Below are 17029 nucleotides of genomic sequence, written 5' to 3'. Positions count from 1 at the left end.
CAATTAAATCTATTATGATAGTTATAGAAAATAAAAAAAGGGAGGAGCAATATGAAAAGAATAATTCGAACAACCAGTATACTTGTATTGTTGGGGGCATCGATCGCTTTCCCGAGAGAAGCTTCCGCCTATGAAGAACCGACGCACTACGTACATATGAAAACAGAAAATATGACAATCTATTCTGCCTATGGTGCTACGATTTCTGCAGCTGAAAAAAGTGGAGTCTATAGCATTAAAGCGAATATCGTCAATAACCGTCAACCGCTTGAAGTTGTCATTTTTAAAAATGGTCAATCTGGTGTGCTACAGCAAGTATTGAAAAAAGGAATGGAACCCGTTGCCTACCGAGATGAAGGAGATCGTGTGGTTGCGATAATCCATAACAATGCAGATTTGAAGTTTGTGCAACCTGAGCAACTATATTTCCGAGATTTAGCAAAGACATCAACTAGCTCCTACATTCAAACTTTGGCAGAGCGAGGAATTATTCGTGGGCGTACACCAGATAATTTCGGTGTGAATGACTCTTTAACACGTGCACAGTTTAGTGCTTTGCTCGTCCGTGCATTTAGCTTTCAGCAGGAGCCTACGAAACAGTTTACAGACATAAATCAAAAAACATCGTGGTACGGTGGTCATGTAGGTGCTTTACATTCATTAGGCATTATTCATGGCAAAACTCCAAGTACTTTTGAGCCGAACGGCAAAATTACACGTCAGCAGGCGATATTGATGCTAGGACGCACTTTGGATGCGATTGATTTTGTGCAGGAAGATAAAGATGATAAAACCATTTTACCTTTTGAAGATAGCTATACATTCCAAGGAGAGTTATTACGTCACACGCAGACACTATATACAATCGGTGCTTTAGATGACAATGCAAATTTAAACCCGAATCAGTATATTACACGAGGTCAATTTGCAAAAATGTTGGCTGTCACTTTGCAAGCATCAGGCAGATTATAAGTGCCCTTTAAAGTGCCTGGCACTCTATCGACAATAAACGCAATTTTAACGGTGAAATTTACAAACTAATCGGCGATTTAACACCTTTTATCCTTATAGGAAGAAAAGGTGTTTTTATTATGTGAAATATTCGATAAAAAGAACAAAATATTGTAAGCAAAATTGTACATATTAAATCTATAAAAAGGTATAAAAAACAAACTATCGGGCAAAACCATTTATGAGACTAGTTTTCACGAGAGGGGAAAAAGCTGATGAGTACTATATTAAATGCTACAAAACGTCATAAAGGACAACGCTCAACATTAACAAAACTAAGACAAAGTGGTGCCATTCCTGGCGTTGTTTACGGTTATCAAATGGAGCCGACGTCGATATCACTTGATGCCAGAACATTTGCTAAAGTTTTAAGCGAAATTGGTAGTAAAAGTGTATTTCAATTAGATGTCGAAGGGAAAAAAGTAAATGCAGTGTTAACGGAAGTACAACGTTGTGCGTTAAAAGGTTTTGTAAAGCATGTAGACTTTAAATCAATCAATATGTCAGAAGAGCTAGAAGTCGATATTCCTGTGACCGTAGTAGGTGATGCTATCGGTGTTAAAGATGGAGGGTTCTTGTTACAACCAAATCGTGACATTCGTATTAAAGTTAAACCTTCGGAAATACCAGAGACGGTTGAAGTTGACGTAACAAATGTTGCAATTGGTACCTCACTTTATGTTGGAGATATTCGTCAAAACTTACACTTTGAAATATTAAATGAAGACGACTATACATTAGTGACAATCACACCTCCAGCAGCAGAAAACGTACAAGAAGAGGAAACTGTTGATGGCACACCTGAAGTAATAGAAGCGACAGGGCAAAATACAGCTGAACCGAGAGAATAAATAGTTTTCAAACAACTAATATAGTCATAAAAAAGCTTGTGATAGTGTTACATTTCACAAGCTTTTTTAATTTATATTTGTTTTTAAACGATAGCGCTTTTAACACCCGTCCATTTTGTAAAAAGTTTCTCATTGTAAGTTAATGCAAATTGTACAATTGGACCGAGACCGAAAGCCATTAGCACTGTTCCTACTCCAATAGGACCACCAAGTAAAAAGCCAATAATAGCTACTGTTACTTCCATTACAGTACGGGCGCGTGTAACACTCCAGCCTAGCTTATGAACCATCAACAGCATTAATGTATCTCGTGGACCAATGCCTAAATTCGCTACCATATACATGCCACAACCCCAACCAAGTAAAATCAAACCAGTTAAGTAGGCAAGTAGCTGCATCCAAAAGCCCTCAATATCTGGGAGCCAAAAGTTGAAAATATCAATAAAAATTCCAGCTAAAAACATATCTGCAAATGTACCTGGTAAAGGAAATTTCTTCGTCACCAGCATATCAAATGCTAAAATTGCTAAACCAATCAGTATAGACCAAGTGCCAATTGTAAGACCAAATGTTTTGGCTAATCCTATATGTAAAACATCCCATGAACCAACGCCAAAAAATTGTCCTTTAATAGTTAAAGTTATGCCAAAGGATAAAACTAAGATGCCAGCAATGAAAAATAGACATCGTGTAAAAAAAGCTTGTTTCATATTTAAAACCTCATTCTGAAAAATTCATGTTGTCCAACAAAGTATTATAGCAATAGTTTTGGAAAAACGCCGAAAATAGTCATTTCATATTTTTCAAAAAAAGGCGGTTTAGCTTTAAGAACGAGGGGTAAAATAATAATGACTATGAAAGGATGGGATGAAATGACTTCAGTACGTGATGAAATTTTAGAAGTATTAAATCGAGAAAAAATTGGAACGATGGCAACCGTTGAAAATGGCAAGCCATATTCACGTTATATGACATTTCAAAATGAAGACTTCGTATTATATACAGTGACAAATAAGCACTCTGAGAAAGTCGATGAGCTATTGAAAAATCCGTATACACATATTTTATATGGCTACGATAATGGAGGCTTTGGAGATACATTTGTAGAAATTGAAGGGAAGCTTACGGAAATTGAAGAGGAAGGCTTGAAAAATAAATTAGCAGAATTTTTCACAGGGATCTTCATTGGCAACAAAGATGAAATGGTGACACTAAAAATTGAACCTATTCGTATGCGACTGATGAACAAAAAAGGTGAGCCACCTAAAGAGTTAGAATTTACAAACGACCATTTATAAATGGTCGTTTTTTTCATACTAGGAGGAAAGTAAATAGAAAAATGAAGACGAAACAATCTACAGGACTTGAAACTCCTTCGTCATTCATGCATGATAGGTCATAAAAGAAAAGGGAGTGCTCAAAATGGTAGAAAAAGTACAGCAACTAACAGAAAATATACTGGCATCACAGGGAAAAATTGAAGCGGATTTTATTTTGCGCAATGCAAAAGTTGCAGATGTTTTTACTTTAACGTGGAAAAATGCAGATATTGTTGTAAAGAATGGGCAAATTGTAGCCCTCGATACACAAAATCGTTTTATTGCTAACAAGGAGGAAGATGCTGAAGGGAACTGTGTTATTCCTGGGTTAATGGATGGGCATATACATATTGAATCGTCAATGCTTACTCCTTCTGAATTTAGTCGCGTGCTTGTTCCACACGGAGTGACGACTGTCATCACAGATCCACATGAAATAGCAAATGTTGCAGGTGCAGAAGGCATTCAGTTTATGCTAGATGATGCTAAAAATGCAGAAATGGATATTTTTGTAATGCTGCCTTCCAGTGTGCCAGGCACTCGTTTTGAACATGCAGGGGCAACACTTACTGCTACCGACTTAGCCCCTTTTATGACCAATGATAATGTACGTGGATTAGCGGAGGTGATGGATTTTCCCGCTGTGCTGAATGGCGAAAAGAGCATGCTTGAAAAAATTAGGTTAGCACAACAAGCTAATCTTGTTGTAGACGGACATTGTGCAGGGTTAAATAGCACACAAATTACAGGGTACCGAGCGGCAGGCATTCATACTGATCATGAGTGTGTGACAGCGGAAGAAGCTTTAAATCGTATAGAGCAAGGAATGTATGTATTAATACGAGAAGGCTCAGCTGCTAAAAATTTACGTGATTTATTACCGGCTGTAAATACAATAAATGCGCGTCGTTTTGGTTTTTGTACAGATGACAAGTATGTAGACGAATTAATGGAAGAGGGCAGCATCAACTTTGATGTCAAGATGGCGATTGAAGAAGGAATGGAGCCATTACAAGCTATACAATTAGCTACAATTAACGTAGCTGAGTGCTATCGTTTTTACGATAGAGGGGCTATAGCACCAGGTTATAAAGCCGACTTTGTCTTAGTGGAAGATGTTACGAAAATGCGAGCGAAAGCTGTCTGGAAAAATGGCGTCAAAGTAGCTGAAAAAGGTACAATGCTAACTGCGCGTATACAACCCGAAGTGCCTGCTCATATCCATCGCTCTGTTCATTTGCCAGCTATTACAACGGACATGCTTGCCATTCCATTTACAAAAGGATCAAAAGCTAATGTAATGGAGATTGTTCCTAATCAGCTTATTACCAACCATTTAGTAGTAGATGTACCGGTTACGAAGGGTAATTTTATTCCATCAGTAGAGCAGGATTTACTAAAGTTGGCTGTAATCGAGCGCCACCATCATTTGCACACAACTGGTCTTGGTATTGTGAAGGGTTTTGGATTGCAAAAAGGTGCGGTTGCAACGACAGTAGCTCACGACTCTCATAATGCACTAGTCGTTGGAACGAATGATGAAGATATGGTTATGGCACTTAATCGTATTCAAGAAATTCAAGGAGGATTTGTAATCGTAGCAGATGGCAAAGTATTAGCAGAAATGCCTTTAACAATTGGTGGATTAATGACTAATGCAACAGCACATGATGCCAAAATGCAATTAGCGAGTCTACACACTGCACTAAATGAGCTAAACCCTAATTTAGATTTTCATTTTCTTTTAACGTTTTCATTTGTGGCATTGCCTGTTATCCCAGCTTTAAAGTTAACGGATTCAGGATTATTTGATGTCACAACATTCCAACATATTTCCGTAGAAGCCTAATGATAAAAACGACCTGAAAGTATCATGCAATCAGGTCGTTTTTTTTAGTTGTTATTTGTGCCTTAGGTTGCTTTTCATGTGGCTAAACAACACGATTAAACCATTTTTTGCATACGATTGAATGAAAATAATACTGCTCCTGATTCAAAATCATTGAAATCGAAGCGTTTTCATATTAAAATAACATTTATAGATTATCGATAATCTATAATGGATAACATTTTTACTAGCCACCATATACACGGAACTATTAGAATAAGAGGATATAAATTTATTGGAGTGGTTAGATGGGGTTTAATGAAAATTCAATTTCGAAGAAAACAATAGCGGAACAAATAGCAGAGCAATTATTATTTCGCATATTTTCAGGTCAATATGAACAAGGACAGCGTTTGATAGAGTCGGAAATTGCAAAAGAGTTACAAGTAAGTCATGCACCTGTCCGAGAGGCTCTGTATCTTTTACAAAAAGATGGTGTAGTTGAAAAAATACAACATAAAGGTGTAAGTGTAAAAATTATTTCGGATCAGGAATTAAAGGATTATTTGGAGACCCTTTATTACCTGTTGGATCTTGCGCTTAAAAACTGTGAAACAAAATGGACTGCAGATTTTCAAAAGGAACTTTTACTTCGTTTTGAAACGATGGAACAAAGAAAGTCCGTTAAAAATATTTACGAATATGTTGTAGCGTTTGCCCACTTGTTAGAATTGTTTTTTGATATTACTGGAAATATTGCGATGCTACGTTTCTTTAAAGAAACCATATTTGTTACAAATGTAGCTGCACAAACAAAATGGAAAATGAATCTCGTTGAATCCTATCATATGTCCATTCATACGTTTATCAAGTGTATAGAAATATCGGATTTTGAAAATGCCCGAAATGCTATTAAAGATGTTATTTTATGGCATCATTTTAATTAAATTTTAAAGGGGAAATTGATATGAAAGCAGCAGTTTGGCACGGTGTAAAAGATATTAGAGTAGAAGAGGTTGAATTAAGAGCTTTAAGAGAAGATGAAGTGAAAGTAAAAGTAGCTTGGGCTGGTATTTGTGGAAGTGATTTACATGAATATCAAGAAGGTCCAGTATTCATACCAGTTGATGCAAAAGCTGATTTAACGAGTGAAATTGCTCCGCTGACAATGGGACATGAATTTGCTGGTGTAATCGAAGAAGTTGGTTCTAAAGTTACAAATTTTAAAGTAGGAGACCGTGTGGTAATAAATCCTACTTTAACATATAGAAACAAACATGAAGATATAGATCGTTATGATGGATTTAATTTCATCGGATTACATGGAAACGGTGGGTTTGCAAAATATGCAAACGTGCCTGAAACAAATTTACACCATTTAGCTGATAATTTAACATTACAAGATGGTGCACTAGTAGAACCGATGGCAGTTGCTGTACAAGCTGTAAAAGATGCTGGAGTTACTTTAGGGGATTCAGTTGCAGTGTTTGGTGCTGGCCCAATTGGTTTATTAACAGTCATTGCTGCTAAAGCATCTGGTGCAAGCAAAGTTATCGTATTAGATTTATCTGATAACCGATTAGAAAAAGCAAAAGAATTAGGTGCAACACATATTATTAACTCAGGTAAAGAAGACCCTGTACAAGCGGTTCGAGCTATTGTAGCAGATGGGGTAGATGTTTCCTTTGAAGTTGCTGGAGTTGCTCCAACTTTTAAACAAGCTATTGATGTAACAAAAGCGCGTGGTAATATGATGATTGTTTCTATTTTTGCGAGACCAATCGAGTGGAATCCAATTCATCTTACAAACACTGGTGTGAACCTTTTATCTTCAATCGTTTATACACCAACAATATTCCAAAGAACAATTGATGCAATGGGTGCTGGACAGCTAAATCCTCAAGGCATTATCACAAGTCAAATAAAGTTAGATGATATTGTTGACAAAGGCTTTGAAGCGTTAACAAACGACAAAACGCAATCTAAAATATTAGTCGAGTTAAGTGGAGAAAAATAATACAACTCCAAATAGTGAATTTAATACTAGACTATGCTCCTTTATCCTTTAAGAGAGAACTAATTATAGTTCTCTCTTTCTTTTATTCACTTACAAATTTAATTAATTAAACCCCTATGCATGGAAAAAATAATGTTCCTACCTATACATATTAAAGTTTTGTGCAACATGTCGTAATTCTATGCTCACTTGCTTTCGAGCGTGCCTAATAATTTCCTTTCACAGGAGTGACTTATAGTCTTTATTGTTTTTTTAATGTGCCCGAAAAATTCGTACCTTCATCGCGCTCTGAACTGCAATCAACCTCGATTATTTTTAGCGCATTTTTAAGTTGCTCGAATTCCAGAACACAGCGGTTTCCATTTTCAGATCTGTTCATTACAGCCTTAGTATTAGATGTAATAGTAGCTGTCCCATCTACGCTACCTAACTGTTGACCATCACTTGCTGTTAAAGAAATGTTAAACGTTTTGCTTGTGACATTAGAGATAATGGCGTCGCGGCGATTAAACTCATTTGCCCCTTTGCCCCATTTATAGTAGTACGTATAAGTACCTTCCCACGCACTATTTGAAGGAGCCACTTGCTGCATCGTTTTATCTAGCTGATGTTGTCCATTGATCGCTCGTGAATTTAAGGAAGCGTTGCTCAGATTATCATGGATATTTTGTGCATCTTCAGAAATAGTATAAAAATTTCTCGAATCCATACGATGAAGCAATGTAACTACTTGCGCACGTGTCATATTGTTTGCAACGCCAAAAAACTTTTGCAAGTCACGATTTTCATATTGCTCGTTCTGACCAGTGGAAATATAGGAATCGAGTAAAAATTGAATGGATTCATTGAGGCCACGCTTGCCCTCTGCTAGGTGAGTGATAGCCTGTGCAACAACACCACGTTTTATAGCAGTTGCTCGGATATTGTTATGAAAGTAGCCATTAAGAGGTACACCATAACTTGCGAGGCGATTATAATACTCATCTGACCAGTTGGCTGAAGGGGTTTGCTTTTTCAATTCATCATAAGGAGTTTCCAGTTCATAATAATTTGCAAGTAACTTTGCAAATTGTTGCTCGGTAATGGTTGCATTCGGCTTGAAGGTGCCGTCAGCATAGCCATCAATAATGTCATATTCCTCTGCCCACATGACTGCCTCATAAGCAAAATGGTCTTCGGTCACATCTGTAAAACCAGCGGCCTCTACCTTGAGGTTACCAGCAACGACAAGTAATGAAAGCAATACTATACTCAATAATTGTTTCATTATCATTCTTCCTTTCTAGCAGTTATACTATTTAGTTTGCAGGATATAGATGAAAACTGCAAATATTTCCATTATATATTTTCAAGAGCATGTCCTTTTTACTAGTCAAAAAGTGGTCAGAATTTATTAGCAATATCGAACAATTTTTTAGTGACTAAGGACAATTAAACGGCGAAAACTAAGATCAATTCTTCGCCCTTTTATACACAAGATGGGCATCTCTAATTTTTGTAGAACAGGTACAAAAATTGGCGGTGTTTTTTTGTAGGCTAAATACAAAAGAAGTGCAAGAAAAAAATTTTTTAAAAAAATTTTTGTTAAAACAGTTGAAATTTATTCACTTTAAGCATATATTTTTCCTAAGGGAAACAAAATATCGTAAACGAAAGAAGAGTGAGTCTATGAAAAAGTTAGATGAATTAAAACTAACGATTCTTCCACTAGGGATACTAGTGTTTCTGACGATGTTGTGGAAAATGACCCAATCTGTAGGTGTAGCGATTTCAATTATTGTATTTTGGATGGGCTGGAAACAGCTTATGAAGAAATTTATGATAAATAATTAATTTGAGAAACAAAGCGGCATCAACAGTAATGCAGAAATAAGAGAAATGTTTACGCAAGTTGCAGCGAAGCGTATCTCGTAAATTATAAAAAAATTAAGGAGGGAAGCCGTTTCATCAAAACATGCAACGCTATAAAACAGAAAAAAGTAATACGTTTACTTCAACATAGCTTAACGAATATCCGTATCATTATCTTCATTAAGGAGCGACTAACAATAAAGATAAGCTTTCTAGGACCGATTTGGAGAAGTAATTTTACTGAGAATGATTAAAATAACATCTTTCTCAAGTTCATTGGGCAACAAAAGATGTACGAGTTTGCTCGCGTTTATTTGATTGAAACAGTTAAATGTTATCCTTCTTCTGAAATCTATAGTGGAAATAGCTTTAATCGAAGCTTTCACTATTTGAAAGAATCTCTAAAGGTGATGGGTGTAGCATAGTAAGCTGAAAATCCTGCGCCCATCTATGTAGTTTATTAGTCGTCAAAATGCAGAATATACGGCTAATATGTATTCGTTGTATGCAACTTTCAGCTTGTGGTGGTGCTAAGACAAACGAAAGTAGCTTCTGTAAAATTGAGTACGATAAAGCAAGAAGTAAACGTAAACTTATAACGTTTTATAAGGTTTTGACAACGGTAATGGTAAATGAAACGTTTATTAGGAGTAGTTGTTTTAATGATGTTACTTTTCGGTTGTAGCGCAGAAAAAAATGAAACTGGAAAAAGGGAAGGGGTCGTTGTTGCAACGACTGGGCATATTGCCGATGTTATTAAAGAAATTGGCGGTGACCATTTAACTGTTACAGCTTTAATGGGACCTGGTGTTGATCCACATTTATACAAGGCAACACAAAGTGATTTATCAAAGTTAGAAAAAGCTGAAGTAATTTTTTATAACGGTTTACAATTGGAAGGACAAATGCTCGATATTTTCGATCAAATGTCAAAAGATAAAACGGTACTAGCTGTTGGTGATAAGTTAGATAAAGATAAATTACTTGATAGTGAAGATGAAGGGCTACTACACGATCCACATATATGGTTTAACATTGACTTATGGAAACAAGTTGTCGATGCGGTAACGGAAACACTTGTAAAAGAATATCCAGAGTATAAGGATGATTTTAAAGGAAATGAAACAGCTTTTTTAAAAAAATTAGATGAATTGCAAACTTACGCGAAAGAACGTATTAATGAAATTCCAGAAAAACAACGTATATTAGTAACGGCCCACGATGCGTTCAACTATTTTGGCGAGAGCCAAGGATTTGAAGTTCGTGGCTTACAAGGGCTTAGTACAGAAGCAGAATATGGTGTGAAAGACGTACAGGAAATGGTAGATTTCTTAGTTGATAACAAAATCAAAGCTATTTTTGTAGAGTCAAGCGTATCAGATAAAGCGATGAAAGCCGTTATAGAAGGAGCAAAACAAAAAGGGCATGACATTGTTATAGGTGGAGAGTTATTTTCAGATGCTATGGGTGCTGAAGGAACAGAAGAAGGCACATACGTTGGGATGTATCGACATAACATCGACACAATTGTCGATGCACTGAAGTAGGTGGAAAAATGAATGCATTAACAGTTGAAAATTTATCGGTTGCTTATGATAAGAAAACCGTGTTGGAAAATGCCAGCGTTACAGTGCCTACAGGCAGACTTTCGGCAATTATTGGTCCGAATGGAGCAGGTAAATCAACATTTTTAAAGGCGATTTTAAATCAATTACCAAATAAGGTTGGGAAAGTAAAAATACTAGGAAACAACTTTGATCCAAAAAGTCTAGTTGTTGGCTATGTACCACAACGCAATGCAGTCGATTGGGATTTTCCAACAAATGCACTGGATATTGTGTTAATGGGGCGATATGGACATACTGGTTTATTTAAAAGGCCATCCAAACAGGATAAGATGCTTGCTAATCAAGCTTTGGAAAGTGTAGGGATGCAAGATTTCGCAGAGCGTTCCATTGGTCAATTATCTGGAGGGCAACAACAGCGTGTGTTTTTAGCAAGGGCTCTAGCACAAAATGCAGATATCTATTTTTTAGATGAACCATTTGCTGGTGTAGATGCCGCAACAGAAAAAACGATTATCGATATTTTAAAAAGCTTAAAGGCACAGGGGAAAAGTATTTTTGTTGTGCATCATGATTTACAAACAGTAAAAGAATATTTTGATTACACAATTTTATTAAATAAAACGATTTTAGCATCAGGTGCAACTGAAGATGTTTTTACTGCAGAACAATTACAAAAAACATACGGTGGTAAATTATTCATGATTGAAGACACGTTAGGAGCGAACAGCGTATGTTAAGCGGTAATTTACTTTGGGTTTTGCTCGGTACGATGTTACTGGGAATTGCAGCGGGAATAACGGGGACCTTTTCCTTTCTTCAAAAACAGAGCTTAGTGGGGGATGCTGCAGCACATGCAGCATTGCCTGGTATTGCGATAGCCTTTTTATTAACAGGGCAAAAAGATTTACCAATTTTAATTTTGGGGGCTGCAATTACGTCAGCATTATCCGTATATTGTATTCAATGGATTGTTTCATTTTCTAAAATGAAAGCAGATGCTGCTATTGGTTTAGTATTGACAGTATTTTTTGGGATAGGGGTCGTATTTTTGACAGTTGTGAATCATAGTCCGCTAGGAAATCAAAGCGGACTCAATGACTTTATTTTCGGTAAAGCTGCAACGATGACGAAAGTGGACTTAACATGGTTATTTGTCAGTGCTACAATCATTATTTTAGTTAGTCTATTATTTTATAAGGAATGGAAGCTTTTAATCTTTGATCCTGTTTATGCAAAGGGCATTGGCTTGCCGGTTGAAGCGTTAAAAGCCGTATTGACAGTATTGATTGTTTTGACAATTGTAACAGGCATCCAATCCGTTGGTGTTATTTTAATGTCGGCACTGTTAATTATTCCTGCTGTAAGTGCTAGACTGTGGACGACAAAGCTTAGTTCCATGATTGCACTAAGTGCTGCTATTGGTGGCATATCAGGTTTAGTAGGAACCTTTATTAGTTCATTACGAGCAGGATTATCAACAGGACCTATTATCGTATTAGTAGCAGCCTGCATCTTCTTTATTTCTTATTTAATAAGTCCAGCAGGGCAAATTAATAAGTTTCTCAGAAAAAAACAGTTTCGAAAGCAAGGTGAGGTAGGATGATTGAGTTTTGGGTCATTTTTACGGGACTTCTAGTAGGAATAACATGTGGCATGGCAGGGGTTTTTCTAATATTACGTAAAATGTCGATGATAGCAGATGCCATTAGCCATACTGTGCTGTTCGGAATTGTTATGGCTTTTATTGTTACGCAAACATTAAATGGCTTTTGGCTGCTAATAGGAGCGGCAGTTGCAGGGATACTAACTGCTTATTTAGTGCAGTTACTTCATTCATCGGGTATACAGGAAGATGCCGCCATCGGTGTTGTTTTTACATCTTTATTTGCTGCAGGCGTCTTGCTTATTACATTGTTTGCTAGCAATGTTCATTTAGACGTTGAGCATGTATTAATGGGTGAAATTGCCTTTGTTCCTTGGGATAAATGGACATTATTATCGATTACAATGCCAAAAGCAGTCTGGATGTTATTGCTTGTTTTATTAATAAACATCGGGTTCCTTGTCTTATTCTTCAAGGAAATGAAGCTAGCAACCTTTGATGCAGTGTATGCAGCATCTATAGGGGTTCCCATTATTTTTCTACATTATGGTTTCATGACTTCAATTTCCTTCACAACTGTAGCAGCATTTGATAGTGTAGGAGCAATTTTAGTAGTTGCCATGTTAATTGGTCCTGCCGCAACTGCCAATTTAATTAGTAAATCGATTAAACAGATGTTTCTATTCAGTATGTTATATGGTGGGACAGCGGCGATCATTGGATATTATTTGGCGAAATTTTGGGACACGTCCATTGCAGGCATGATGGCCACAGCAGTCGGTATATTATTTGTCATCACGTTATTAGCTCAAAAAATTGTCGATAGGAAAAGAAAATCCTTTGTTGGTAAATTAGAGGGTTTATAATTGAAAAACAATGTGAGAACTATCATAAATGAATTCCCATATGGTAAGTACCACGCTATCATAAGTCATAATAATGAAGAGATGATGCTTATAATAGGCAACATCTCTTCATTTTTTGTTTTGGGAACATCAAGAACGAATAATTGAAAGGTTAAAATAAGGTGAAGATTTCATCCTTTCGCATGATTTTCACTTTCTATAAAAATAGTATACTTTTGACAGTGATCAAAAGGGGCGATAGCATGATTAAAGGGTTATATGAAGCACATTTACCAGTAAGTAATTTACAAAAGTCAATAACATTTTATGAGAAACTAGGGCTTGAGTTAGCTTATGTGCAAAATCAATTAGCTTTTTTCTGGATTGTCAAAGGAGAAAGCTGGATTGGACTTTGGGAAAGTAAGGAAGCGAAACTAGATTATCATCCTTCTATTCGACATATTGCTTTCAGAATTGATGAAGAAGATTTAGCGCGAGTGAAAGAGTGGCTGCAATCCATTGGCATAGAAATAAAAACAGCATTTGGCTTTACGCCAGCACAACAACCGCTTGTTTTACCAAATAATCCACATGCACATGCCGCAATCTATTTTACCGATCCAGACGGAAATTCCATTGAGCTGATTGCACCATTGAGACTGGATGTTGAGGAAGATTTTCCGATGATGTCATTAAATGATTGGTGCAAAAATGAAGGGATATAGATTGATAAAAGAATACATAATCACAAGCTACAAGAGAAATAAAATACAAGAATTGTAATTTTATATGTACGAATATTTATAATTTTGTTACTATGGATGTTATTAAAATTTAATATAGGACAACGAGGGGATGCAGCATGTGGAAAAATCACAACGTATGGATTATTTTATTAGGTGAGTTTGTAGTAGGTCTTGGCTTATGGGCCGGGATAATTGGAAATCTAGCATTTATGCAAGAGGTAGTTCCGTCTGATTTTCATAAATCATTAATTATTTCAATTGGAATTTTAGCTGGTCTTATTGTAGCACCGCTTGCAGGACGACTAATTGACCAATCAAGGAAAAAGACGGTCATTCAGTTTGCTAGTGTTGGACGCATTATTAGCGTATTTTTTATGTTTATCGCACTTTATACAAATTCGGTCATTTGGATGATTCTCTTTTTAATTACACTGCAAATTGCGGCAGCGTTTTATATGCCTGCTTTGCAATCAATTATTCCAATGGTTGTTAAGGATAAAGATTTAATCTCATTGAATGCATGGCAAATGAATGCTCGAACGATTTCACGAATTGTCGGTACAGCGGCAGCGGGTTTAATGTTAAGTTATTTTGAGTTGAAATGGTTATACATTATATCGCTTATTGTATACATACTAATGTATTTCATTACAAACAGATTAAAGCTAGATGAAACGATTAATCTGTCCGTCCAAGATAAGGAAAAAGGTGGATTTAAGGAAGTTTTACCTATGCTAAAAGAGCATCCAGTCGTTTTAATGACACTTGTCCTAATGTTAATCCCTACACTATTTTTAGGTTCTTTTAATTTAGTTATTATGAAAATATCAGAAATTCACCAGTCTACAACTATTTCTGGGTTATTGTATACGGTTGAAGGTATCGGCTTTATGTTAGGAGCAGCAGGGCTCAAATATATTGCTGAGCGAGTGAATATCAGTACATTATTATTTGGACTTGCATTTATCATTGGTTTAATGGAGCTCATGTTACTGCTTGCAGATAGTACTTTCTTTGCATTACTGACATTTGGACTATTTGGTTTTTCTGTAGGTTGTTTTTTCCCAACAACAATGGTAATCTTTCAAAAGCAAGTGCCAAAAGAGTACTATGGCCGTTTCTTTTCCTTCCGCAATATGATTGATTCTGTTGTCTTCCAAATTGTTCTACTTTCAACAGGAATGATGCTTGATTTGATTGGTTTAAATGGAATGGGCCTAGTATTTGGTATCATTAGTTTAAGCTTAACTGTGTCTTTTCTATTTTTTTCAAAGAAAAAGAATGTAATTATGCATGCACAATAACGAATCTTAATCACAATTAACACGGCTATAGATCTATCCAAAAACATATTAACCTATTTTTATTATTTTTAAATTAAAAGCTATTTCCACTAGATGTGGAGGTAGCTTTTTTTCATAAGGTTTGCAGTGTATTCCATAGTTCGATGAGTGTTGAATTATTCATTGTTTATAATGGCTATAGAATAGTTATTACCAAAAGTTAGGGGAATTTGTATGAATAATTTTAAGTTTATTGCTTTATTACTAATTACAACTTTTTTAATGGGTTCTTCGTTTGCCATTGTAAAATTGGGTTTACCTTACTCATCTCCATTATTATTAGCGGCATTGCGTTTTATCGTAGCTGGGGTATTAATGGCTGTCATCGTTCTTGTTTTAAAAAGACCTCACCCAACATCCAAAGCAAATTGGTTGAAAATTCTTTTGATTGGTACATTCCAAACCGCTGGAGTGATGGGGTGTATATTTTTAAGCTTGCGAACTATTACAGCCAGTGAATCTTCTATTCTAACATTTACGAATCCACTGTTAGTCGTTGTTATGGCTACTATTTTTACAAAAGCACATTACCGTTTGTATCAGTGGGGTGGTGTTATTCTCGGTTTAATCGGTGTCATGATTACAATGGGTGCACAAATCGAGTGGAAAATTGGTCTAGTTTTCGGGTTTCTTTCTGCTGTTTTTTGGGCAATTGCCACGCTTTTAGCAAAAAAATGGGGTGTATTGTTTGATACATGGGTACTATCAGCATATCAGATGCTCTTTGGGGGATTACTGCTCTTACTAGGTAGTGTTGTGCTGGAGCAGCCATATTTTATCGTTAATGGCCATTCATTGGCTATTTTACTATGGTTAAGCATTTTTTCATCAATCATTCAATTTGCTGGCTGGTACTATCTATTACAAAATAGTGATCCAGGAAAAACGAGTGCTTACTTATTCTTAGCACCTTTCTTTGGGGTATTAACAGGCTGGGTATTATTAGATGAACCATTACACTCGTCGCTATTAATAGGGGGTCTGTTTATTTTAAGTGGTATTTATTTAGTCAATCGGAATTTTACTTCTGCAAGAAAAGCCAATTATTAAAATCAGGTGCTATCCCACATGTCCTTTTATTAAAAATTGTTTGAGTGACAGGCACTTAAAAAGCCAGACTTTTAAAGCGTAAAAATCCACTGCGCTTTCTGCGGGCACGATGTAAGCCACAACCGTCTTGTCGTGTCTCCTTTACGTTCTTGCATTATCGCAGAGGTCTTGTGGATTTTTACTTAGATACTAAAAGTATAGTAAATTGTTTGAGAATTGTTTGAGTGACTGGCACCTATTTCACATCAATATGAAAAACTTGTTGAAAGCCTTTTCGTCCTTTTTCGGTAATTTTAATGGCGCGAATTGTAGGGACACGCGTAATCCATTCTAACTCTAAAAAATGTGTCAGCAGTCCGTGGCCAAGTGCTCCAGCTAAATGATGACGACGTTCACTCCAATCCAGACATGCGTGACAAAAAGAGCGACGCGTCCTTTTTAATTTTTCTAAATCAATACCGAACTGTGTAAAAAAAGCTACGCCATCAGGTGTAACGACATATTCATTTTGTTCTTTTTGCAAATATCCCGAGTTGACCATTGAATCGGTTAAGCGAACACCTAATTTACCGGCTAAATGGTCATAGCAAGTTCGAGCATCTTGCAGTAATTGTATTTGGCTTGATTGCTTTAATGAACGTACTTCAGGTGGAGGTGAAATTGCTAGGAAAGTTTCTAAAAACTGTGCAATATCTTCATTTGCTAGCTGAAAATAGCGATGACGTCCCTGCTTTTCGACTTTTATTAGGTTTCCTTCTACTAGCTTAGCTAGATGAAAGCTAGCTGTTTGAGGTTTAATATTAGCCATATATGCTAATTCACTAGCTGTATGATAGCGTCCGTCCATTAAGCTAGCTAGCATTGTTGCTCTTGATGTCTCTCCAAGCAAAGAAGCAACTTCAGCCATATTTGGGTTAATGCTCATTATTCCAGCTCCTTTGCATTCCATAGTTCGATTATAATGAAAGTATTTATCGTTTACAATAGTGTAGAAAGA

Annotated in this window: 17 protein-coding genes and 1 pseudogene; 15 read left to right on the top strand and 3 right to left on the bottom strand. The window is 36.3% G+C overall.

Features of this window, described 5'->3' with window-relative positions:
• Window positions 1-51: 51 nt before the first annotated feature.
• Entirely contained in the window at window positions 52-972 is a 921-nt protein-coding gene (locus tag ACIP9C_RS09625) for an S-layer homology domain-containing protein (RefSeq protein ID WP_401010041.1), read from the top strand.
• Between the two features lie 254 nt (window positions 973-1226).
• Window positions 1227-1862: a 50S ribosomal protein L25/general stress protein Ctc gene (locus tag ACIP9C_RS09620; RefSeq protein ID WP_401010039.1), complete on the top strand. Its 636-nt coding sequence runs from the start codon at window positions 1227-1229 to the stop codon at window positions 1860-1862.
• Window positions 1863-1945: 83 nt separating this feature from the next.
• On the opposite strand, the gene ACIP9C_RS09615 is transcribed toward ACIP9C_RS09620, so the two are convergent.
• Entirely contained in the window at window positions 1946-2572 is a 627-nt protein-coding gene (locus ACIP9C_RS09615) for a YczE/YyaS/YitT family protein (protein ID WP_401010037.1), read from the bottom strand.
• Window positions 2573-2734: 162 nt separating this feature from the next.
• Between ACIP9C_RS09615 and ACIP9C_RS09610 the strand changes: the two genes are divergently transcribed.
• The 4 genes from ACIP9C_RS09610 to ACIP9C_RS09595 all read left to right on the top strand — a co-directional run bounded on the left by ACIP9C_RS09610 (window position 2735) and on the right by ACIP9C_RS09595 (window position 7026).
• On the top strand, window positions 2735-3160 hold the full coding sequence (locus ACIP9C_RS09610; RefSeq protein ID WP_401010666.1) for a pyridoxamine 5'-phosphate oxidase family protein: 426 nt from the start codon (window positions 2735-2737) through the stop codon (window positions 3158-3160).
• 124 nt (window positions 3161-3284) lie between these two features.
• Window positions 3285-5030 (top strand): adenine deaminase, encoded by a 1746-nt coding sequence (ade, locus tag ACIP9C_RS09605; RefSeq protein ID WP_401010035.1) that lies wholly within the window; start codon window positions 3285-3287, stop codon window positions 5028-5030.
• Between the two features lie 287 nt (window positions 5031-5317).
• Window positions 5318-5956: a GntR family transcriptional regulator gene (locus tag ACIP9C_RS09600; RefSeq protein ID WP_401010033.1), complete on the top strand. Its 639-nt coding sequence runs from the start codon at window positions 5318-5320 to the stop codon at window positions 5954-5956.
• Between the two features lie 20 nt (window positions 5957-5976).
• Window positions 5977-7026, top strand: a complete 1050-nt coding sequence (locus ACIP9C_RS09595; RefSeq protein ID WP_401010031.1) for a 2,3-butanediol dehydrogenase — start codon at window positions 5977-5979, stop codon at window positions 7024-7026.
• A 241-nt stretch (window positions 7027-7267) separates the two neighbouring features.
• Here ACIP9C_RS09595 and ACIP9C_RS09590 read toward each other — a convergent pair whose 3' ends face one another.
• A complete protein-coding gene (locus ACIP9C_RS09590; RefSeq protein WP_401010029.1) occupies window positions 7268-8293 on the bottom strand; it encodes an S-layer homology domain-containing protein in 1026 nt (341 codons plus the stop codon).
• A 401-nt stretch (window positions 8294-8694) separates the two neighbouring features.
• Between ACIP9C_RS09590 and ACIP9C_RS09585 the strand changes: the two genes are divergently transcribed.
• The 9 genes and pseudogenes from ACIP9C_RS09585 (at window position 8695) to ACIP9C_RS09545 (ending at window position 16032) form a co-directional block, all read left to right on the top strand.
• Window positions 8695-8859 (top strand): hypothetical protein, encoded by a 165-nt coding sequence (locus tag ACIP9C_RS09585; protein WP_401010027.1) that lies wholly within the window; start codon window positions 8695-8697, stop codon window positions 8857-8859.
• Between the two features lie 40 nt (window positions 8860-8899).
• Window positions 8900-9044 (top strand): annotated as a pseudogene (locus tag ACIP9C_RS09580) (RNA-guided endonuclease InsQ/TnpB family protein); the annotation flags it as partial.
• 465 nt (window positions 9045-9509) lie between these two features.
• Window positions 9510-10424, top strand: coding sequence for a metal ABC transporter solute-binding protein, Zn/Mn family (locus ACIP9C_RS09575; protein ID WP_401010025.1), 915 nt, complete (start codon window positions 9510-9512; stop codon window positions 10422-10424).
• 8 nt (window positions 10425-10432) lie between these two features.
• Window positions 10433-11182: a metal ABC transporter ATP-binding protein gene (locus tag ACIP9C_RS09570; protein WP_401010023.1), complete on the top strand. Its 750-nt coding sequence runs from the start codon at window positions 10433-10435 to the stop codon at window positions 11180-11182.
• Window positions 11176-12048: a metal ABC transporter permease gene (locus tag ACIP9C_RS09565; RefSeq protein WP_401010021.1), complete on the top strand. Its 873-nt coding sequence runs from the start codon at window positions 11176-11178 to the stop codon at window positions 12046-12048. Before ACIP9C_RS09570 ends, ACIP9C_RS09565 begins: the two co-directional genes overlap by 7 nt.
• Entirely contained in the window at window positions 12045-12914 is an 870-nt protein-coding gene (locus ACIP9C_RS09560; RefSeq protein ID WP_401010019.1) for a metal ABC transporter permease, read from the top strand. The genes ACIP9C_RS09565 and ACIP9C_RS09560 overlap by 4 nt, the downstream gene beginning before the upstream one ends.
• Before the next feature lie 242 nt (window positions 12915-13156).
• Complete coding sequence (locus ACIP9C_RS09555; RefSeq protein WP_401010017.1) at window positions 13157-13618, top strand: VOC family protein; 462 nt, start codon at window positions 13157-13159, stop codon at window positions 13616-13618.
• A 137-nt stretch (window positions 13619-13755) separates the two neighbouring features.
• Entirely contained in the window at window positions 13756-14943 is a 1188-nt protein-coding gene (locus ACIP9C_RS09550) for an MFS transporter (RefSeq protein WP_401010015.1), read from the top strand.
• A 213-nt stretch (window positions 14944-15156) separates the two neighbouring features.
• The gene (locus ACIP9C_RS09545; protein WP_401010013.1) at window positions 15157-16032 is read left to right on the top strand and encodes a DMT family transporter; all 876 of its coding nucleotides are present in this window, start codon (window positions 15157-15159) and stop codon (window positions 16030-16032) included.
• Between the two features lie 235 nt (window positions 16033-16267).
• Here the strand turns inward: ACIP9C_RS09545 and ACIP9C_RS09540 are convergent, their stop codons facing one another.
• A complete protein-coding gene (locus tag ACIP9C_RS09540; RefSeq protein ID WP_401010011.1) occupies window positions 16268-16957 on the bottom strand; it encodes an ArsR/SmtB family transcription factor in 690 nt (229 codons plus the stop codon).
• Window positions 16958-17029 lie beyond the last annotated feature (72 nt).

Source organism: Lysinibacillus sp. NPDC093210, assembly GCF_044753985.1.
Classification (GTDB): domain Bacteria; phylum Bacillota; class Bacilli; order Bacillales_A; family Planococcaceae; genus Lysinibacillus.
The sequence above is the reverse complement of the archived record's forward strand: the minus strand, read 5'-3'. Positions and strand labels throughout refer to the sequence as shown.